General features: G+C 59.1%; 16 protein-coding genes. 5 read left to right on the top strand and 11 right to left on the bottom strand.

What is annotated here, in order from left to right; all coding sequences use genetic code 11:
* Nucleotides 1–11 precede the first annotated feature (11 nt).
* Nucleotides 12–485 (top strand): SOS-induced cell division inhibitor SulA, encoded by a 474-nt coding sequence (gene sulA / locus AACY19_RS13580; protein ID WP_339450913.1) that lies wholly within the window; start codon nt 12–14, stop codon nt 483–485.
* 96 nt (nt 486–581) lie between these two features.
* Here the strand turns inward: sulA and AACY19_RS13575 are convergent, their stop codons facing one another.
* From AACY19_RS13575 to AACY19_RS13545, 7 genes are all read right to left on the bottom strand, one after another.
* A complete protein-coding gene (locus AACY19_RS13575; RefSeq protein WP_008082203.1) occupies nt 582–815 on the bottom strand; it encodes a hypothetical protein in 234 nt (77 codons plus the stop codon).
* 106 nt (nt 816–921) lie between these two features.
* On the bottom strand, nt 922–1,446 hold the full coding sequence (locus AACY19_RS13570; RefSeq protein WP_339450911.1) for a DUF6586 family protein: 525 nt from the start codon (nt 1,444–1,446) through the stop codon (nt 922–924).
* Nucleotides 1,447–1,590: 144 nt separating this feature from the next.
* Complete coding sequence (gene topA, locus AACY19_RS13565) at nt 1,591–4,221, bottom strand: type I DNA topoisomerase (protein ID WP_339450909.1); 2,631 nt, start codon at nt 4,219–4,221, stop codon at nt 1,591–1,593.
* Between the two features lie 114 nt (nt 4,222–4,335).
* A complete protein-coding gene (locus AACY19_RS13560) occupies nt 4,336–4,572 on the bottom strand; it encodes a DUF1653 domain-containing protein (RefSeq protein ID WP_123532348.1) in 237 nt (78 codons plus the stop codon).
* A 98-nt stretch (nt 4,573–4,670) separates the two neighbouring features.
* Nucleotides 4,671–5,846, bottom strand: a complete 1,176-nt coding sequence (gene fadA, locus AACY19_RS13555; RefSeq protein WP_007910465.1) for an acetyl-CoA C-acyltransferase FadA — start codon at nt 5,844–5,846, stop codon at nt 4,671–4,673.
* 29 nt (nt 5,847–5,875) lie between these two features.
* Nucleotides 5,876–8,023, bottom strand: coding sequence for a fatty acid oxidation complex subunit alpha FadB (fadB, locus tag AACY19_RS13550; protein WP_090284755.1), 2,148 nt, complete (start codon nt 8,021–8,023; stop codon nt 5,876–5,878).
* A 525-nt stretch (nt 8,024–8,548) separates the two neighbouring features.
* Nucleotides 8,549–8,986, bottom strand: coding sequence for a hypothetical protein (locus tag AACY19_RS13545; protein WP_339450901.1), 438 nt, complete (start codon nt 8,984–8,986; stop codon nt 8,549–8,551).
* Between the two features lie 102 nt (nt 8,987–9,088).
* Between AACY19_RS13545 and AACY19_RS13540 the strand changes: the two genes are divergently transcribed.
* Nucleotides 9,089–9,526, top strand: a complete 438-nt coding sequence (locus AACY19_RS13540) for a universal stress protein (protein ID WP_339450899.1) — start codon at nt 9,089–9,091, stop codon at nt 9,524–9,526.
* A 105-nt stretch (nt 9,527–9,631) separates the two neighbouring features.
* Here the strand turns inward: AACY19_RS13540 and AACY19_RS13535 are convergent, their stop codons facing one another.
* The gene (locus AACY19_RS13535) at nt 9,632–11,554 is read right to left on the bottom strand and encodes an ATP-binding cassette domain-containing protein (protein WP_339450897.1); all 1,923 of its coding nucleotides are present in this window, start codon (nt 11,552–11,554) and stop codon (nt 9,632–9,634) included.
* A gap of 214 nt (nt 11,555–11,768) precedes the next feature.
* Here AACY19_RS13535 and AACY19_RS13530 point away from each other — a divergent pair, with 214 nt between their 5' ends.
* Nucleotides 11,769–13,697 carry a transglycosylase SLT domain-containing protein gene (locus tag AACY19_RS13530; RefSeq protein ID WP_339450895.1) on the top strand — a complete coding sequence of 643 codons (1,929 nt, stop codon included), beginning with the start codon at nt 11,769–11,771 and terminating at the stop codon, nt 13,695–13,697.
* A 125-nt stretch (nt 13,698–13,822) separates the two neighbouring features.
* On the opposite strand, the gene AACY19_RS13525 is transcribed toward AACY19_RS13530, so the two are convergent.
* Nucleotides 13,823–15,601, bottom strand: coding sequence for an ABC transporter transmembrane domain-containing protein (locus AACY19_RS13525; RefSeq protein ID WP_339450893.1), 1,779 nt, complete (start codon nt 15,599–15,601; stop codon nt 13,823–13,825).
* A 257-nt stretch (nt 15,602–15,858) separates the two neighbouring features.
* Between AACY19_RS13525 and AACY19_RS13520 the strand changes: the two genes are divergently transcribed.
* Nucleotides 15,859–16,038 (top strand): PA1571 family protein, encoded by a 180-nt coding sequence (locus tag AACY19_RS13520; RefSeq protein WP_016983726.1) that lies wholly within the window; start codon nt 15,859–15,861, stop codon nt 16,036–16,038.
* Nucleotides 16,039–16,152: 114 nt separating this feature from the next.
* Here AACY19_RS13520 and pdxB read toward each other — a convergent pair whose 3' ends face one another.
* Nucleotides 16,153–17,295 (bottom strand): 4-phosphoerythronate dehydrogenase PdxB, encoded by a 1,143-nt coding sequence (gene pdxB, locus AACY19_RS13515; protein WP_339450891.1) that lies wholly within the window; start codon nt 17,293–17,295, stop codon nt 16,153–16,155.
* A gap of 160 nt (nt 17,296–17,455) precedes the next feature.
* Between pdxB and AACY19_RS13510 the strand changes: the two genes are divergently transcribed.
* The gene (locus tag AACY19_RS13510) at nt 17,456–18,865 is read left to right on the top strand and encodes an MATE family efflux transporter (RefSeq protein ID WP_339450889.1); all 1,410 of its coding nucleotides are present in this window, start codon (nt 17,456–17,458) and stop codon (nt 18,863–18,865) included.
* Nucleotides 18,866–19,001: 136 nt separating this feature from the next.
* Here the strand turns inward: AACY19_RS13510 and tusA are convergent, their stop codons facing one another.
* A complete protein-coding gene (tusA, locus tag AACY19_RS13505) occupies nt 19,002–19,253 on the bottom strand; it encodes a sulfurtransferase TusA (protein ID WP_007910424.1) in 252 nt (83 codons plus the stop codon).
* Nucleotides 19,254–19,327: the final 74 nt, after the last annotated feature.

Here is a 19,327-nt window from a genome sequence, read left to right as displayed (position 1 = left end):
AAGGAGGCTTTATGCAGTTCCCACACCCCCCCCAGCAAACACAACTGCCTTTATTCGAAGCGTTTCTGGCGCAACCGATGGCGCCGATCCTCAAAGAGGTCGTCGAGCGCCCATGGAATGCCGAACCCGAAGTATTCAGTGAGCTGTCACTGCGTGGTGCGGCCGGGAACTGCCTGAACCTGCTTGCTCCTATCCTCCGCGAACTGAGCGAGGATCAGGATGCGCGCTGGCTGACTCTGATCGCGCCGCCTGCCAGCCTCACTCAAACATGGCTGCGGGATGCCGGCTTGAATCGCGAGCGTATTCTGCTGCTGCAACCACGCGGTACGCAAAGCGCTCAGCAACTGGCGTGCGAGGCCTTGCGCCTGGGACGCAGCCACACGGTGGTGACCTGGATCAACCCGCTGAACACAAACCAACGGCAACAGTTGATCAGCGCGGCGCGAACAGGCGACGCTCAAAGCCTGAACATTCGATTAGGTTGATTGACGGAGTAACGTGCGCTGTGTGAAGCGCAGGGCTTCTCCAAGGATAGAGAAGCCGATCTGAAACGATTACGACAAAACTGAAAAGTGCGGGGATCAGTGAAGAACCCGCGGCCCCTCTTCCTTATCAAATTCGCCTTCAATCATTCGACCTGCCATCTGCACGCCGACGCTCAACATCGCCTTGGCGATTTCTACGTGCTGGCCTTGCAGGAAAGTTTTGGCATCCTCGGAGAAATCCAGAGTCACCAGAGAACCTTCGTCCTCGGCCCTGCGCAGTTCGATTCGGCCGTCGGGTAACTCGACAATTTCTAGAAAGGACGTTGGCATATAGGTCTGTTCTCCACGAAAGGCAGGCATTATATAGACATCATTCGGGATTCGCTCGGGATCTTGACCAGCAGCATGTTTCAGATTGCCACCGTATCAATCGCCATCAGCACTCGCTCAAGCCTTCGCGAAAGCGGATCGCCAAGCCCTTCAAGTTCTGCCTCCAACTCTCCAGTTCCTCTCGGCTCAACTCCTCCGGCGTTTCTTCTTCATCCAGGTTAATCGCCTGAATCAACGGCTGGGTCACATCGCCTTTGGGTTTGTGTGGCACCCGTGGTGGTTGAAACAACGCTGAATGCGCAGCCAACAGTTTTGCCAGCCATGTCTCAGAGTTTCCCGCCAGCTCAACCATCTCAGCCAACTCAGGGATAGCAATCGACTCCAGCACTTCACGCGTCAGCAGCATTTCAGCCCGTGGCACGTTCGCCTGCGGCAGACGATAGAAGCCAGCAATCTCGTGACAAAGGCCCAGCAAAGCGCCGTAGAGGTGGAACAACGCCGATTCACGCCCAGCCTGAATCAGCGCCAGAGAATTCATCGCCCGCCCCTCTTCTGCGCGTGCCAGGGCTTCCAGCGACAGGCCGGCGAAATAGATCTTCTGATTGGTACGGGTATAGAGTTCGTGAGCCATGACGGCGCTCTCCACAACGAAATAATTGCTTCACACAGGCCGGACAGTGTCGTGGATCAGCCGATCCCACCGCAAGCACAAAAAAAAAAGGCCGCATGAAAACCCGAAGGTATTCATGCGGCCTTTTCAGTATCGGACTAACGCTTACTCAGCCTTGGCCTTCGGACGCTTGTCTTCTACCGTCCACTTGCCACCGTCGAAGTAAGCCTTCCAGCCGGTAGGCTTGCCGTCGACTTCGGTCTGCACGTATTGCTCCTTGGTCTTGCGGCTGTAGCGGATCACCGCTGGCAGACCGTCAGGGTCCTTCTGCGGTGCTTCGCACAGGAAGTGATACTTCGGATCGATTTCGTCCTTGTGCGGCAGAATCTCGATCACCAGCGGAGCACGGGTCTCACGGTTTTTCGGGAACTGACTGGCTGCCAGAAACAGACCGGAAGCACCGTCGCGCAGGATGTAAGTGTCGTTGACCTTTTCGCATTTCAGCTCAGGCATCTTCACCGGGTCCATCTTCGGCGGCGCCGCGTCACCGCTCTTCAGCAGCTTGCGAGTGTTTTTGCAGGTCGGGTTGGTGCAACCGAAGAACTTGCCGAAACGACCGGTCTTGAGTTGCATCTCGCTGCCACACTTGTCGCACTCCAGGCTCGGACCTTCGTAGCCCTTGATGCGATAGCTGCCTTCTTCGATTTCGTAGCCGGCGCAATCAGGGTTGTTACCGCAGATGTGCAGCTTGCGCTTCTCGTCGAGCAGGTAAGCGTCCATCGCCGTGCTGCAAATCGGGCAGCGATGCTTACCACGCAGAACCAGCGATTCCGACTCACCTTCGTCGTCCGCAGCGATTTCATCGCCCGGCACCAGGTTGACGGTGGCCTTGCAACGCTCTTTCGGCGGCAGGCTGTAACCCGAGCAACCGAGGAACACGCCGGTCGAAGCAGTACGAATCTGCATCGGGCGACCACACGTCGTGCACGGAATATCAGTCATGACCGGCTGATTGGCACGCATGCCGCTTTCCGGGTTTTCGGCTACTTCGAGTTTCTTTTTGAAGTCGCCGTAGAACTCGTCCAGCACGTTCTTCCAGTCGCGCTCGCCCTGCGCCACGTCATCGAGATTCTCTTCCATGCCGGCGGTGAAGCCGTAGTCCATCAAGTTCGAGAAGCTTTCCGACAGACGTTCGGTGACGATGTCGCCCATCTTTTCCGAATAGAAACGACGGTTGTGCAGGGTCACGTAACCACGATCCTGGATGGTCGAAATGATCGCCGCGTAGGTCGAAGGACGACCGATGCCACGCTTTTCCATTTCTTTAACCAGGCTCGCTTCCGAATAACGCGCAGGCGGCTTGGTGAAGTGTTGGGATGGATCAAGCTTGATCAGCTTCATCACATCGCCCTGCGCCATATCAGGCAGAACGTCGTCGTCGCCAGGCTTGGCAATTTGCGGCATGACGCGGGTGTAACCGTCGAACTTGAGGATACGACCCTTGGCACGCAGCTCGAAGTCGCCAGCTCCGACGCTGACGGTGGTCGACAGGTATTGCGCCGGCAGCATCTGACAAGCGAGGAATTGACGCCAGATCAACTCGTAGAGACGCTCAGCATCACGCTCCATGCCCGCCAGCTTGCTTGGAATGGTGTTGGCGTCAGAAGGACGAATCGCTTCGTGAGCCTCTTGTGCGCCTTCCTTGCTGCTGTAGACGTTCGGCGTTTCCGGCAGGTACTTCTTGCCAAACTCGTCTTCGATGTAAGCACGCGCCATCGTCACGGCGTCAGCCGAAAGATTGGTCGAGTCAGTACGCATGTAAGTGATGTAGCCGGCTTCGTACAGACGCTGGGCCATCATCATGGTTTTCTTCACGCCGAAGCCCAAACGGTTGCTGGCCGCCTGTTGCAGCGTGGACGTGATGAATGGAGCCGAAGGCTTGCTGCTGGTCGGCTTGTCTTCGCGCTTGACGATGCTGTAGCTGGAAGACTTGAGCTTCTCCAGCGCGGCCATGGCTTGAGCTTCGTTGAGCGGCTTGAAGGCTTCGCCTTTCTCGCGAGCCACTTCGAAACGCACGGTCGAACCTTTGGTGGTGCCGAGATCGGCATGCACTTCCCAGTACTCTTCCGGGTTGAACGCACGGATCTCGCGCTCACGTTCGACCACCAGCTTCACGGCAACCGATTGCACACGACCTGCCGACAGGCCACGGGCGATCTTGGCCCACAGCAGCGGCGAGACCATGTAGCCCACGACGCGGTCGAGAAAACGACGCGCCTGCTGAGCGTTGACGCGATCGATGTCCAGCTCGCCAGGCTCGGAGAAGGCTTCCTGAATCGCCTTCTTGGTGATTTCGTTGAACACCACGCGCTTGTAGCGGCTGTCGTCACCACCGATGGCTTCGCGCAGGTGCCAGGCAATGGCTTCCCCCTCGCGATCCAAGTCGGTTGCGAGATAGATGGTGTCAGCATCCTTGGCGAGCCGGCGCAGCTCTTCGATCACCTTTTCTTTACCCGGCAGGATCTCGTACTGGGCTTTCCAGCCATGATCGGGATCGACACCCATACGCGAGACCAGCTGCTTGCGCGCTTTCTCTTTCGGCGAGAGCACCGGACCTTCGCCCGCAGCAGCCTTGCCGCGCTTCGCGGCTGGCTCTTTGCTGGCACTAGCCGAACCGCTGGTGGGCAGGTCTCGGATATGGCCGATACTCGACTTCACCACGTATTGGTTACCCAGATACTTGTTGATGGTCTTGGCCTTAGCCGGGGATTCCACAATGACCAGCGATTTGCCCATGGATCAGAAAATTCCTGAATTCTAGAAGTGAAAGGCGGTTGGCGCCTGACGCGGCACCGCTATATATAGTTGATACAAGGTGAGGTCAAGCACAGGGTTCTGTGCGCACTCGCCTCATGCCCTGGAAAAAAGGCTCGGTTCGGCTTGCACCAAAGCAAAGCGCGGCACCTGTTCGCCGTCAACCTCGACCGACTCGAGAAACATGCTCAGAGGGCGTACCCAAAAGCCGTAATCGCCATACAGGGCTTGGTAAAAGACCACGTCTTCTTCGGTCTCGGAATGCCGCGCAACACTGAATACGCGGTACTGCGGACCTTTGTAATGTTGGTAGAGCCCAGGTTGTATCGGCATGTGTTGGCCCTCACTCAAATTTTTTCAAAATAAAAACAAAATAAATCCACAAAAACAAAAACCGGGGCACTTGGCCCCGGCTTCCATCGACGAAACGCTTAAACGCGTTCGAAGACGGTGGAGATGCCTTGGCCGAGACCAATGCACATAGTGGCCACCCCGAAGGTGCCGCTATTCTGCTTCATCACGTTCAGCAACGTGCCGGAAATACGGGCACCGGAGCAACCGAACGGGTGACCCAGGGCGATCGCGCCGCCGTGCAGGTTAACCTTCTCGTTCATCTTGTCGAGCACTTTCAGATCTTTCAGCACTGGCAGTGCCTGTGCAGCGAAAGCTTCGTTGAGCTCGAAGAAGTCGATATCGTTGATGCCAAGACCTGCGCGCTTCAGGGCTTTCTGTGTAGCCGGAACTGGACCATAGCCCATGATTGCCGGGTCCACACCTGCCACTGCCATCGAACGGATAACCGCCATTGGCTGGATACCAAGGTCCTGCGCACGCTGCGCCGACATCACGATCATGCACGAAGCACCATCGGTGATCTGCGACGAAGTACCAGCAGTCACGGTGCCGCCCTTTGGATTGAAGGCTGGCTTGAGAGCCGCCAGACTTTCCAGGGTGGTTTCCGGACGAATGGTTTCGTCGTAGTCGAACAGTTTCAGGAAACCGTTCTCGTCGTAGCCCTGCATCGGGATGATTTCGTCTTTGAACTTGCCCTCCACAGTAGCCTTATGGGCCAACTGGTGGGAACGCACGCCGAAAGCATCTTGCTGCTCGCGAGTGATGCCGTGCATTTTGCCCAGCATTTCAGCGGTCAGGCCCATCATGCCCGAGGCTTTCGCCGCGTACAGCGACATGTGCGGGTTCGGATCGACACCGTGCATCATGCTCACATGGCCCATATGCTCGACGCCACCGACCACGAACACGTCACCGTTGCCGGTCATGATCGCTTGCGCGGCAGTGTGCAGCGCGCTCATGGACGAGCCACACAGACGGCTGACGGTCTGGCCGGCCGAGGTGTGCGGGATCTGGGTCATCAGCGACGCCATGCGTGCGATGTTCCAGCCCTGCTCCAGGGTCTGGTTCACACAGCCCCAGATCACGTCCTCGACTTCAGCAGGATCGACCTTGGCGTTGCGTTCCAGCAATTTGCTGATCAGGTGTGCCGACATGTCTTCGGCACGGGTGTTGCGGTGCATGCCGCCCTTGGAGCGGCCCATCGGAGTACGACCGAAGTCGACAATCACGACGTCTCTAGGATTCAAGCTCATAAGTTCACTCTCACTCTAGTTGGGGGCGCTTAACCGAAGAAGCTCTGGCCGTTTTTGGCCATTTCACGCAGCTTCGCGGTCGGGTGGTACAGCGCGCCCAAATCAGCGTACTGGTCAGCCAGGGCAACGAACTCGGCAACACCGATGGAGTCGATGTAGCGCAGCGCACCGCCACGGAATGGAGGGAAACCGATACCGTAGACCAGACCCATGTCGGCTTCAGCGGCAGTTTCAACGATGCCGTCTTCCAGGCAACGCACGGTTTCCAGGCACAGCGGGATCATCATCCAGTTGATGATGTCTTCGTCAGTGACTTCGCGCTGCTCGTAAACGATCGGCTTGAGCACTTCCAATACCGATGGATCGGCAACTTTCTTCTGCTTGCCCTTCTTGTCGGCCTCGTAGGCATAGAAACCTTTGCCGTTCTTCTGACCCAGACGCTTGGCTTCGTAAAGCACGTCGATGGCCGAGCGACGGTCATCCTTCATGCGATCCGGAAAGCCTTCAGCCATTACGTCACGACCGTGGTGACCGGTGTCGATGCCGACCACGTCCATCAGGTACGCCGGGCCCATTGGCCAGCCGAATTTTTCCATGACCTTGTCGATACGGACGAAGTCCACACCAGCGCTGACCAGCTTGGCGAAACCGCCAAAGTACGGGAACAGCACGCGGTTGACCAGGAAGCCCGGGCAGTCGTTGACGACGATCGGGTTCTTGCCCATTTTCTTGGCGTAGGCAACGGTGGTGGCAACAGCCAGCTCACTCGACTTCTCGCCACGGATCACTTCCACCAGCGGCATCATGTGCACCGGGTTGAAGAAGTGCATGCCGACGAAGTTTTCCGGACGCTTGAGGGCTTTCGCCAGCAGACTGATGGAAATGGTCGAGGTGTTGGACGCGAGGATAGTGTCCTCTTTGACCTGACCTTCAACTTCAGCCAGTACGGCTTGCTTGACCTTCGGGTTCTCGACGACAGCTTCGACAACCAGATCGACGTGACCGAAGTCGCCGTAAGACAAGGTCGGACGAATACCGTTGAGCACTTCAGCCATTTTCGCAGCAGTCATGCGGCCTTTATCAACGCGACCAACCAGCAGTTTGGCGGCTTCGGCCAGACCCTGTTCGATACCGTGCTCGTTGATGTCCTTCATCAGGATCGGCGTGCCTTTGGAGGCCGACTGATAAGCGATACCGCCGCCCATGATACCGGCGCCGAGTACGGCAGCCTGCTTCACGTCTTTGGCGATTTCGTCGTAGGCCTTGGCCTTTTTCTTCAGTTCCTGATCGTTCAGAAACAGACCGATCAAGCTCTGCGCGGCAGAGGTCTTGGCCAGTTTGACGAAACCGGCAGCTTCGACTTCCAGCGCCTTGTCACGACCGAAGTTCGCGGCTTTCTGGATGGTCTTGATCGCCTCGACCGGCGCCGGGTAGTTCGGGCCAGCCTGCCCTGCCACGAAACCTTTGGCGGTTTCGAAAGCCATCATTTGCTCAATGGCGTTCAACTTGAGTTTTTCAAGTTTCGGCTGGCGCTTGGCCTTGTAGTCGAACTCGCCCGAGATGGCGCGTTTGATCAGTTCAAGGGCAGCTTCCTGCAGCTTCTCTGGAGCAACCACGGCGTCGACGGCGCTGACTTTCAGGGCGTCTTCAGGGCGATTTTCCTTGCCGGCGGCAATCCACTCGATGGCGTTGTCGACACCGATCAGGCGTGGCAGACGCACGGTGCCGCCGAAGCCTGGGTAGATGCCCAGTTTGACTTCCGGCAGACCGATCTTGGCCTTGGTGGACATGACGCGGTAGTCAGCTGCCAGGCACATTTCCAGACCGCCGCCCAGGGCGATGCCATTGATGGCCGCTACGGTCGGCACATTGAGGTCTTCGAAATCGCTGAAGATCTTGTTGGCTTCGAGATTGCCAGCAACCAGCTCGGCATCCGGCAGCTTGAAGTTGTCGACAAATTCGGTGATGTCGGCGCCGACGATGAACACGTCCTTGCCACTGCTGACGATCACGCCCTTGATCGAAGCATCTGCCTTGATGGTGTCTACGGCCTGACGCAGTTCGTTCAGGGTTAGACGGTTGAACTTGTTGACGGACTCACCCTTGAGGTCGAATTTCAATTCGACGATGCCACTTTCAAGAGCTTTAACCGTGATGGCTTTACCTTCGTAAATCATCAACTGATCTCCACGATATGGAAGCTGAACAGTACACGTCGGACGCAGGCGAATGGCTCGGCAGGACGCTTTTTCGTCGATGCTAACGCCAATCCACCCGGCACACCCGCCAACGCGATAGTCGGGATTCTGTAGGAGCAGTCTGTAAGACAAACGCTCAATTCATACGCCCGTTTGATTTGGGTACGTCACCTTCACGGAATTTCCGACAATTGTCAATCGCCCAAAATACGGGCTGAAATACGACTTTGCGGTCATTTCCGTAACACGAAGACCAGCAACACGCGCCTGCATGTGAAGCCATTCATAGAATCAATAGTTAGAAAAGTCGCCCTAATTCGCGCCGATGCCTGTTTAACAGGCTACGCTGGACGGACTACAGGGAAATGCATCAATCGCTTACGGCAAGATGCCGTCAGAAATTCACCGGCCTGCCTGGCCAACCCCGCCCGATGAATCATGTCGGGCTTTTTATCGCTCGTCTGCCGGACATTTCACACCATTGCAGTGTGAAATCTCCGCGCATCACGCCAGCGCTTTCAGCGTGGCGTCGATATCCTGCAGAACCGTAACTTCGCCCTTCTCGCCCCAGTACAAAGCGATCATTTGGTTGTCCGCCTCGACCTTGAAAACGTTGCCCGGCAACTTTTCAAAATGATTGAGCAGCGCCCGATCTTCACAGATTTCCTGCCACTGATTGACCCAAACCCCCGGCGACTTCTGCCAGTAAGCCCAGCAGACCGGCTGCTTGCCCCGGCGCGGCCGATGATATTGCGCACACGGGTTCGGCGGTTCTTGCCCCAGCCAGTGTGGCCACTCCTGCGGCGCCAGTTGCATGGCCAGACCGATGCGCCGCGCCTCCATGCGCAGCGCCATGCGACCGCTCTGCACGCGCGAAGGGCGCAACCAGGCCAGCGGACTCAAAACCACCAACAGGATTGACATCACCAACCAGACCGTCATATCTCTACTCCCAATTCACGGTGAGCCCATTGTGTCACTTTGGAACCAATGCGCTTGAAACCAGCCATACTTACAATATTGAAACCTCAGGAGGAGCACCTCATGCCCTACCACCACATTCTGGTCGCCGTAGATCTGACCGAAGAGTGCGACCCTGTCATCCACCGCGCCCGAGAGCTGTCGGTAAGCAACGGCGCCAAGCTGTCGCTTGTGCATATTGTCGAGCCAATGGCCATGGCCTTTGGCGGCGACGTACCGATGGACCTGTCACAATTGCAACAGCAGCAGTTCGATCAGGCCAAAGAACGCCTTGAGCGTCTGAAGCTCAAGTATTCCGAACTTGAAGGCGCCAACTGCCATTTGACCTACGGTCAGCCACGTCAGGAAATCCATCATTTCGCCAAGGAACAGCAATGCGATCTGATCGTGGTCGGCAGTCACGGCCGGCATGGCCTGGCATTGTTGCTCGGCTCGACGGCCAACGACGTTCTGCACGGCGCGCCATGCGATGTGCTGGCGGTGCGCCTGGTCAAACACTGATAACACCCGCCCCCACATTTGATCGGCCTGGGCCGATAGATCGCATTACATATGAAAAGCCCGGCGCTCATCACTGAACGCCGGGCTTTTTCACATCCGGATCAATCAGGCATCCAGCTCGGCCCAACGCTCCACCAGTGCATCCAGTTCGGCCTGCAACTGCTCCAGCGATGCGATTACCTTGGCGGTTTCTGCCGGCGGACGCTGATAGAAACCGGCTTCTGCCATTTCAGCTTCCACCGCTGCAATCTGCTGCTCCTTGGCGTCAATGTCGCCCGGCAATGCTTCCAGCTCACGCTGGAGCTTGTAGCTCAGCTTCTTCTTGACCGCCGGGGCAGCGGCAGCAGGCGCGGCGACCACGGCAGGCTCAGCGGTGACCACCGCCGAGTTCAGGTCAGCCTTGCCCGACTTGCTTTCAGTCACGCCCAGCAGGCGCGGCGAGCCGCCCTGACGAATCCAGTCCTGATAGCCGCCAACGTATTCGCGTACCTTGCCTTCACCTTCGAAGACCAGGGTGCTGGTGACCACGTTGTCGAGGAATGCCCGGTCGTGGCTGACCATCAGCACAGTGCCATTGAAGGTCAGCAGCACTTCTTCGAGCAGCTCGAGGGTTTCCACGTCGAGGTCGTTGGTCGGTTCGTCGAGTACCAGCAGGTTCGCCGGCTTGCTGAACAACTTCGCCAGCAACAAGCGCGCGCGCTCGCCACCGGACAGCGCCTTGACCGGCGTGCGGGCACGCTGCGGGCTGAACAGGAAGTCGCCGAGGTAGCTCAGCACGTGACGGCTCTGACCGTCGATATCGATGAAATCGCGACCTTCCGCAACGTTGTCGATCACGGTCTTTTCCAGGTCCAGTTGATGGCGCAACTGGTCAAAGTAGGCCACGTCGATCCGGGTGCCCTCTTCCACTTTGCCGCTGGTCGGTTGCAGACCGCTGAGCATCAGTTTCAACAGGGTGGTCTTGCCGGTGCCGTTGGCGCCAAGCAGGCCAATACGGTCGCCGCGCTGCAGAACCATCGAGAAATTCTTGATCAGGAACGGGCCGCCCGGATGCGCGAAGCTCACATCCTCAAGCACCATCACTTGCTTGCCGGACTTGTCAGCGGTTTCCAGCTGAATGTTGGCCTTGCCGGTGCGCTCGCGACGTTCGCTGCGCTCAACACGCAACGCCTTCAGGGCGCGGACGCGGCCTTCGTTACGGGTACGTCGGGCCTTGATGCCCTGACGAATCCACACCTCTTCCTGGGCCAGACGCTTGTCGAACAGCGCGTTGGCGGTCTCTTCTGCGGCCAGCGCGGCCTCCTTGTGCACCAGGAAGCTGGCGTAGTCACCGTTCCAGTCGATCAGGCCGCCGCGATCCAGTTCCAGGATGCGCGTGGCGAGGTTTTGCAGGAAGGAACGGTCGTGCGTGATGAACAGCACGGCGCCCTGGAAATCCTTCAGCGCTTCTTCAAGCCAGGCAATCGCACCAATGTCGAGGTGGTTGGTTGGTTCGTCGAGCAGCAACAGATCCGGCTCGGACACCAGCGCCTGCGCCAGCAATACGCGGCGACGCCAGCCGCCGGACAGTTCGGCGAGGGTCTTGTCGGCCGGCAGTTGCAGGCGGCTCAGGGTGCTGTCGACCAGAGTCTGCAAGCGCCAGCCATCCCGGGCTTCGAGGTCGTGCTGGACGTGCATCAGCTTGTCCAGATCGGCGTCGGTGACAATGTTCTGGCTCAGGTGATGGTATTCGGCGAGCAATGCACCGACGCCATCCAGGCCTTCAGCCACCACGTCGAACACGGTCCGCTCGTCGGCCACTGGCAATTCCTGCGGCAATTCGCCGATTTTCAGACCGGGGGCACGCCACACCGAGCCGTCATCGGGTTTCTGGTCGCCCTTGACCAGTTTCATCATGCTGGACTTGCCAGTGCCGTTGCGGCCGATGATGCACACCCGCTCACCACGGGCGATCTGCCAGGACACCTTGTCCAACAACGGCATAGCGCCGAACGCAAGGGACACATCGCTGAATTTGAGCAGGGTCATGAGCTTCTCCAAAAACCGGGCGCGCATTCTACCTGACTTAGGGCTTCAGCAGGCCGGCAATTTGTCTGTCGAAGCACTCTGCACAACATTTGTTGCGAACTTGTGCTGAGAGGCCTGCAAAGCTTTCGCCGCTTGCTGGCAAAAGGCTAAGCTACAGACAATTCAGTGCCGATTCAGATTGGCACTTGTCATGATTTCTCTGCCCGGATGTCTCATGCGCAGTCGCCTTTTCAGTGTCTTTTCCTGCTTGCTACTTACCGCCGCTGCCGCTCAATCCGCCCAGGCGGTGGACCTGTCCACCCAACGCCAGTATTACGATGAAGCCAAGCGCGCCCTGGCCAAAGGTGATACCGGTCCGTATTTCCGTTACAGCCAGGCCTTGGCCGATTATCCGCTGGAACCGTACCTGGCCTACGACGAACTGACCGCGCGCCTGAAAACCGCAAGCAACGCGGAAATCGAGAAGTTCCTCGCCGAACACGGTGACCTGCCCCAGGCCAACTGGATGAAGCTGCGCTGGTTGCGCTGGCTCGCCGACCGTGGCGAATGGGCGACTTTCGTCAAATATTACGACCCGAAACTCAACTTCACCGAACTGGATTGCCTCAATGCGCAGTACCAGATCACTCACGACAAAAAAGCCGAAGGCTATGCCAATGCCGAAAAGCTCTGGCTGACCGGTAAATCGCAGCCCGCCGCGTGTGATGCGCTGTTCGGCATCTGGGCCGCTGATGGCCAGCTCACCGAACAGAAACGCTGGGAGCGCACCAAACTCGCCGCCCAGGCACGCAATTACCCGTTGGCCAACAGCCTGGTCAACGGCCTGACCACCCTCACCCCTAGGGGTCGTCTGCTGGTGGACGTGGCGCAGAAGCCGGAGCTGCTCAACCAGCCGTCGCGTTTCACCCCGGCGGATGAACCAATGTCCGACGTCGTCAGCCTTGGCCTGCGACGCCTCGCGCGCCAGGCCCCGGACAAGGCGATGGCCCTGCTCGACGGTTACGCCAGCAGAATGCATTTTTCCCGCGATGAGAAAGTCGCCATCGCCCGGGAAATCGGTCTGACCCTGGCCCGCCGTTTCGACAGCCGCGCGCTGGACGTAATGACCAAATACGATCCGGAGTTGCGTGACAACACCGTTTCCGAATGGCGTCTGCGTCTGCTGTTGCGTCTGGCCCGCTGGGACGATGCCTATCAGCTGACCAAGCGTCTGCCGCAGGATCTCGCCACCACCAACCGCTGGCGCTACTGGCAGGCGCGCAGTCTGGAACTGGCGCAGCCACAGAATCCGGAAGCGCAGACCCTGTATAAAAATCTCGCCCGCGAGCGCGACTTCTATGGTTTCCTCGCCGCCGACCGTTCGCAATCGCCGTACTCGTTGAACAACAAGCCGCTGGTGCTCAGCCAGGCACTGGTCAACAAAGTGCGTAATACGCCGGGGATTCGTCGCGCGCTGGAATTCCACGCCCGTGGCCAGATCGTCGACGGTCGCCGCGAGTGGTATCACGTCAGCCGGCATTTCAACCGCGACGAAATGGTCGCCCAGGCCAAACTGGCCTACGACCTGAAGTGGTACTTCCCGGCAATCCGCACCATCAGTCAGGCGAAATACTGGGACGATCTCGACATCCGCTTCCCGATGGCCCACCGCGACACCCTCGTGCGTGAGGCCAAAGTGCGCGGCCTGCATTCGAGCTGGGTGTTCGCCATCACCCGTCAGGAAAGCGCGTTCATGGACGACGCTCGCTCCGGCGTTGGCGCCAGCGGCCTGATGCAATTGATGCCCGGCACCGCCAAGGAAACCGCACGCAAGTTCAGCATCCCGCTGGCTTCGCCGCAGCAGGTGCTCAATCCGGACACCAACATCCAGCTCGGCGCCGCCTACCTGAGTCAGGTGCACAGCCAGTTCAACGGTAATCGCGTCCTGGCCTCCGCCGCCTACAACGCCGGCCCCGGTCGCGTGCGCCAGTGGCTGCGCGGCGCCGATCATCTGAGTTTCGACGTCTGGGTGGAGAGCATCCCGTTCGACGAAACCCGCCAGTATGTGCAGAACGTGCTGTCGTATTCGGTGATCTACGGTCAGAAACTCAACTCGCCGCAGCCGTTGGTGGATTGGCACGAGCGCTACTTCGACGACCAGTAACCCGTGGCCGCAGCCCCAGGCTGCGAGGGCTTGATCCAAAAGAATGCCCGCATGAACATGCGGGCATTCTTCTTTGGAGCAACGTCAAAGGATTGTCCGGGCGCGGCCCGCACCGGCGGCAGCGTTTACACCGGCACGGTGTGGCCGTCGTTGAACTGCAAGGCTGCCAGCCGCGCATACAACGGATTACTCGCGATCAGTTCCTGATGGGTGCCGATCGCCACCAGTTGGCCTTGATCCATCACGGCGATCCGGTCGGCATTCTTTACCGTGGCCAGGCGATGGGCGATCACCAGTGTGGTGCGGTTCTGCATCAGGTTCGGCAGGGCTTGCTGGATCAAATGCTCGCTTTGGGCGTCAAGGGCGCTGGTGGCTTCGTCGAGCAGCAGGATCGGCGCATCCACCAACAATGCCCGGGCGATAGCCAGACGCTGGCGTTGGCCGCCGGAAAGACCAAGCCCGCCGTCGCCCAGATGCGTCTGGTAGCCCTCCGGCATTTGCTCGATGAAGTCATGGGCGTGGGCAATTCTGGCGGCTTCCTTGACCTGTTCCAGCGTAGCCGTCGGGCAACCGTAGCGAATGTTTTCTTCCACGCTGCCGAAGAATAGCGCCGGCGTTTGCGAGACCAAAGCAAAGCAGCGGCGCAGATCCAGTGGATCAAGGCTTGTCAGCGGCACGCCATCCAGCAGAATCCGCCCCTCGCGCGGGTCGTAGAAGCGCAGCAGCAAGTCATACACCGTGGATTTCCCGGCGCCAGACGGCCCGACCAGCGCCAGGGTTTCGCCGGCCCTGACCTTCAAATTCAAGCCGTCGACGGCGTAGCTTTCTGGACGCGAGGGGTAGGAAAAACGCACATCCTGCAATTCCAGCTCACCCTTCACACGCGCAGGCAGCGTCACCAATCCGCTGCTCGGCGGCTGGATGATATTTTCCGAACGCAGCAATTCGGCAATGCGCTCGGCGGCACCGGCGGCACGCTGCAGTTCGCCGATCACTTCGCTCAACGTACCGAATGCACTGCCGACAATCAGGCTGTAGAAAACGAAGGCCGCCAGCTCACCGGCAGAAATCCGTCCGGCGATCACGTCCATGCCGCCGACCCACAGCATCACCGCCACTGCGCCGAGCACCAGCACGATCACCAGAGTGATCAGCCAAGCCCGCTGGAAAATCCGCTTGCGCGCGGTTTCGAATGCCTGCTCGACAGTCGAGGCAAACCGCTGCTCGTCCTGCACCTGATGGTTGTAGGCCTGCACCGTTTTGATCTGACCGAGGGTTTCCGCCACATAACTGCCAATGTCGGCGATACGGTCCTGGCTCTGTCGCGACAGATTGCGCACGCGGCGTCCGAAAATCAGGATCGGCGAGATAACCAGCGGCAACGCGATCACCACGATGCTGGTCAGCTTGGGGTTGGTGATGAATAGCAGCGCGATGCCACCGATCACCATCAGCAGATTGCGCAGAAACAGCGACAGCGACGAACCGATCACTGATTGCAGGAGCGTGGTGTCGGCGGTCAGGCGTGACTGGATTTCCGAGCTGCGGTTGTCCTCGTAGAACCCAGGGTGCAGGTACACCAGATGGTTGAAAACCTGTCGGCGGATATCGGCGACGACCCGCTCGCCAATCCACGACACCAGGTAAAACCTGGCAAAGGTGCCTATCGCCAGCCCCAACACCAGCAGCATGAACAGCCCGATGGACTGGTTGAGCAAATGCGCTGATTGGGTCATGAACCCCTGGTCGACCAGCAGCTTGATGCCCTGCCCCATCGACAGGGTGATACCCGCCGTGACGATCAGCGCCAGCAGCGCACCAAAGGCCTGCAAGCGATACGGGACGAGAAAATGAGCGGTCAGGCGCAGGGCGCGTCGGTGCCGGGAGGAAAGCGTCGGGATCATTCGGTTTCACATCTTTGCTGATGGATAGGGCCAGCCTACACACTGAAATGGGGTGGAACTCTGTAAATCACAATGAGTCAGGTTAAATATGCCCGTGGCGACTGGAGGCTAGAAACTATTGGTCTAAAGTCCCGGTTGAGACGAGCGGCCATTTCTGTTTGAGTGGAGATGCGCCCCTGACAGACCGCAGGGAGTTGTCACAGCCTGGTCACGTGGCGGTTCTACCCTAGGCGCACAACCTGATGAGGAGACAGGCCATGTCCTTGCAACACAGCAGCGACGACAAGATTGAAGTGATCCGCACCAAGCCCGGCCAATCTCTGGGTTGCTCGATACTTGATAAGGATGGGCGTGAAGTACCGATCACTGAAGAAATGATCCAGCAAGCGTGCAGCGAACTGGAGAAGCGATTGGTCAAGCCTGCCGAACAAGAGTGATATAGCCACCGTCTTCCTGACCCGGCCCCTTTTGGCCGGGTTTTTTCTGTCTGCAAGACTGATATCTGAGGCGCAGCCTTGGCGAGCAGGCTCGCGAATGAGCCACCTCGGTCTCTAGACAGCCACCGCTCCGAGCGCGGCCACAATCTGTCGCAAAGCCGGCGATTGGCCTTCAATCCGAACCCTCAGCCCTTCAATCTCACGGCGCACCGGATACTGCTTGCGCAACACATCGAACGCCCTACGCTGCTCCCCGACATTGCCTACAAGGCTGCGACGAAAATCCGCGTCATCGCGGCGCGGGTCGTACACGCCACGGCACAACATCGCCAGCGCCCAGGCCGGATCGCTATCGCCGTGCAGGGTGACTTGCGACAACCACGGTGCCGGCAATAGATCACCCAACTGGATGATCCCCGGTTGACCGATGAATTCGCAGTACGCCTGATAGATCTGCGCCGTGCCGCGCTGCTTGCCATCGAGGCTGTAACCGGCGATGTGCGGCGTCGCCAGCACACAGAGTTCGGCCAACGCCGCATCGACTTCGGGTTCCGCCTCCCAGACATCCAGAACGGCTTGCAGGTCTTCACGCGCCAATAACGCTTCGCGCAGGGCGACGTTATCCACCACCGGACCACGTGCCGCGTTGATCAGCCACGCCCCCGGTTTGAGTTGCTGCAAACGCGGCTGATCGAACAAGTGCCACGTCGCGCCATCACCGCTGCGGGTCAACGGCGTGTGCAGGCTGATCACATCGCAGTGCTCGATGATCTGCTCAAGGCTGACATAATCGCCACCCTCGGCAGCCTGGCGCGGCGGATCGCAGACTTTCACGTTCCAGCCCAGGCCCTTCAACACCTTGATCAGTCGACCGCCCACTTCACCGGCGCCAACAACACCGTAGGTGCGTTGAGTCAGGTCGACACCTTCGATTTCCGCCAGCGTCATCAAACTGCCCAACACGTAATCGACCACGCCACGGGCATTGCAACCGGGTGCGCTCGACCAGACGATGCCCGCTGCGTTGAAGTAATCCAGATCCAGATGATCGGTGCCAATGGTGCAGGTGCCGACAAAACGCACCTTGCTGCCCTCGAGCAGCGCACGATTGACGTGGGTCACCGAACGCACCAGCAACACATCGGCCTGTTCGACCGTGGCACGGTCAATCGAGCGGCCAGGTACGCGGCGAATCTCGCCGAAACCGGCAAAAAAAGCGTCGAGCAGGGGGATATTTTCGTCGGCAACAATCAGCATGGCGGGCTCCTTGGGCGGATCGGCAGTTTAGGTGCAGATCGGTTGATGAGCCAGCAGGCTTTGCACTTACAAATCCGCAACAGAGGATTTTTCCTGACCAACGCGTCAGCGGCGTAGAATGCGCCGCCTTGCGCATCAATACCTTTTGGACGCTTCGCCTGTGAATTCCGTAACTGATCAACCTGTCGCCATTTCCCTGACCCGCCCCGCGCGCATTCGCCTGGAGTTGAAGAACCTGCTCGCTCTGGCGTTGCCGATCATCATCGCGCAACTGGCGACCACAGCCATGGGCTTCGTCGATGCGGTCATGGCCGGTCGTGTCGGGCCCAAAGATCTGGCGGCCGTGGCCTTGGGCAACTCGATCTGGGTGCCGGTGTTTCTGTTGATGACCGGCACCCTGCTGGCGACCACGCCGAAAGTCGCCCAGCGTTTCGGTGCCGGTACGCATAGCGAAATCGGCCCGCTCGTCCGTCAGGCATTGTGGCTGGCGCTGGTGGTCGGACTGATCGCGACGGCGATGCTGATGGCCGCCGAGCCGGTGCTGCACCTGATGAATGTCGACCCGGAGCTGATCGGCCCATGCATGCAATACCTGCACGGCATCGCCAGCGGTTTGCCAGCAGTGGCGCTCTATCACGTGCTGCGCTGCACCAGTGACGGCATTGGCCGTACCCGCCCGGCGATGGTGCTGGGCTTGTGCGGTCTGGCGTTGAACATTCCGCTGAACTACATCTTCATCTATGGCCATTTTGGTGTGCCGGCGATGGGCGGCGTGGGCTGCGGCTGGGCCACGGCCATCGTGATGTGGGTGATGGCGCTAGGTCTGGGCGGTTATGAGCGCTGGGCCCCCGCTTATCGTTCCGCCGAAATCTTCAGCCGTTTCGACTGGCCGCAATGGGCGGTGATCAAGCGCCTGCTGGCGATCGGTTTGCCGATTGGCATCGCGGTGTTTGCCGAGTCGAGCATTTTTGCCGTGATCGCCCTGCTGATCGGCAGCCTCGGCGCCACCGTGGTTGCCGGCCACCAGATTGCGCTGAACGTCAGTTCGCTGGTGTTCATGATCCCGTATTCGCTGGGCATGGCTGTTACCGTGCGTGTCGGTCAGGCACTGGGCCGCGAAGAACCGCGCGAGGCGCGTTTTGCCGCGGGTGTCGGCATGGGCACCGCGCTGGCTTATGCCTGCCTGTCGGCGAGCATGATGTTGCTGCTGCGTGAGCCGATTGCAGCGATCTATACGGCTGACCCGACAGTGATTCATATCGCGGCCATGCTGATCGTGTATTCGGCGCTGTTCCAGTTTTCCGATGCGATCCAGGTCACCGCTGCCGGCGCACTGCGGGGTTACCAGGACACGCGCGTGACAATGATCCTGACCCTGTTCGCCTATTGGGGCATCGGCCTGCCGGTGGGTTACGCCCTCGGCCTGACTGACTGGCTCGGCGAACCGCGCGGCCCGAGCGGCTTGTGGCAGGGTTTGATCGTTGGCTTGAGCTGCGCGGCGCTGATGCTGTCGATTCGCCTGACGCGTAGTGCGCGTAAACGTATCCGGATCAGTCGCTCGGCGGGCTGACCCTGACGCAGGACAAAAAAAATGTGGGAGCGGGCTTGCTCGCGAATGCGGTGTATCAGTCGACATATACAGTGACTGACACTCCGCTTTCGCGAGCAAGCCCGCTCCCACATCTGGTTTTGCGTGTACCTGGAGGTCAGGCGTGCTTCTTGCGAATCCAGTACAGGTAAGTTCCGGCCTCTTCGTGCTGGCTCACCAGTTCATGGTCCAGAAACACGCAGAACTTGGGGATGTCGCGCTTGGTCGACGGGTCGGTGGCGATCACCTTGAGCAGGCCGCCGGGCACCAGGTCACGGATGTGCTGGTGCAGCATCATCACCGGCTCCGGGCAATTGAGGCCGGTGGCGTCGAGGGTCCCGTCGACCGGGGTATCGATCATTTCACTCATGATTCACTCCTGAAACTGGCCGGCATTGTCGCGCATTGCCGGGCATTCGGTCATCTGCGGTGTTACGCTCCCAC

The organism is Pseudomonas sp. EA_5y_Pfl2_R50 (assembly GCF_963970475.1).
Taxonomy (GTDB): Bacteria; Pseudomonadota; Gammaproteobacteria; order Pseudomonadales; family Pseudomonadaceae; genus Aquipseudomonas.
Note: the sequence above shows the minus strand (reverse complement) of the source record. Positions and strands in the feature narration are given on the sequence as shown.

Excerpts from the sequence above, each read along its gene's own strand:
- fadB (WP_090284755.1), bottom strand. The coding sequence starts at position 8,023 with ATGATTTACGAAGGTAAAGCCATCACGGTTAAAGCTCTTGAAAGTGGC.
- AACY19_RS13540 (WP_339450899.1), top strand. The coding sequence starts at position 9,089 with ATGCCCTACCACCACATTCTGGTCGCCGTAGATCTGACCGAAGAGTGC.
- topA (WP_339450909.1), bottom strand. The coding sequence starts at position 4,221 with ATGGGCAAATCGCTGGTCATTGTGGAATCCCCGGCTAAGGCCAAGACC.
- pdxB (WP_339450891.1), bottom strand. The coding sequence starts at position 17,295 with ATGCTGATTGTTGCCGACGAAAATATCCCCCTGCTCGACGCTTTTTTT.
- sulA (WP_339450913.1), top strand. The coding sequence starts at position 12 with ATGCAGTTCCCACACCCCCCCCAGCAAACACAACTGCCTTTATTCGAA.
- AACY19_RS13525 (WP_339450893.1), bottom strand. The coding sequence starts at position 15,601 with ATGATCCCGACGCTTTCCTCCCGGCACCGACGCGCCCTGCGCCTGACC.
- AACY19_RS13520 (WP_016983726.1), top strand. The coding sequence starts at position 15,859 with ATGTCCTTGCAACACAGCAGCGACGACAAGATTGAAGTGATCCGCACC.
- AACY19_RS13535 (WP_339450897.1), bottom strand. The coding sequence starts at position 11,554 with ATGACCCTGCTCAAATTCAGCGATGTGTCCCTTGCGTTCGGCGCTATG.
- AACY19_RS13570 (WP_339450911.1), bottom strand. The coding sequence starts at position 1,446 with ATGGCTCACGAACTCTATACCCGTACCAATCAGAAGATCTATTTCGCC.
- fadA (WP_007910465.1), bottom strand. The coding sequence starts at position 5,846 with ATGAGCTTGAATCCTAGAGACGTCGTGATTGTCGACTTCGGTCGTACT.
- AACY19_RS13530 (WP_339450895.1), top strand. The coding sequence starts at position 11,769 with ATGCGCAGTCGCCTTTTCAGTGTCTTTTCCTGCTTGCTACTTACCGCC.
- AACY19_RS13560 (WP_123532348.1), bottom strand. The coding sequence starts at position 4,572 with ATGCCGATACAACCTGGGCTCTACCAACATTACAAAGGTCCGCAGTAC.
- AACY19_RS13575 (WP_008082203.1), bottom strand. The coding sequence starts at position 815 with ATGCCAACGTCCTTTCTAGAAATTGTCGAGTTACCCGACGGCCGAATC.
- AACY19_RS13545 (WP_339450901.1), bottom strand. The coding sequence starts at position 8,986 with ATGACGGTCTGGTTGGTGATGTCAATCCTGTTGGTGGTTTTGAGTCCG.
- tusA (WP_007910424.1), bottom strand. The coding sequence starts at position 19,253 with ATGAGTGAAATGATCGATACCCCGGTCGACGGGACCCTCGACGCCACC.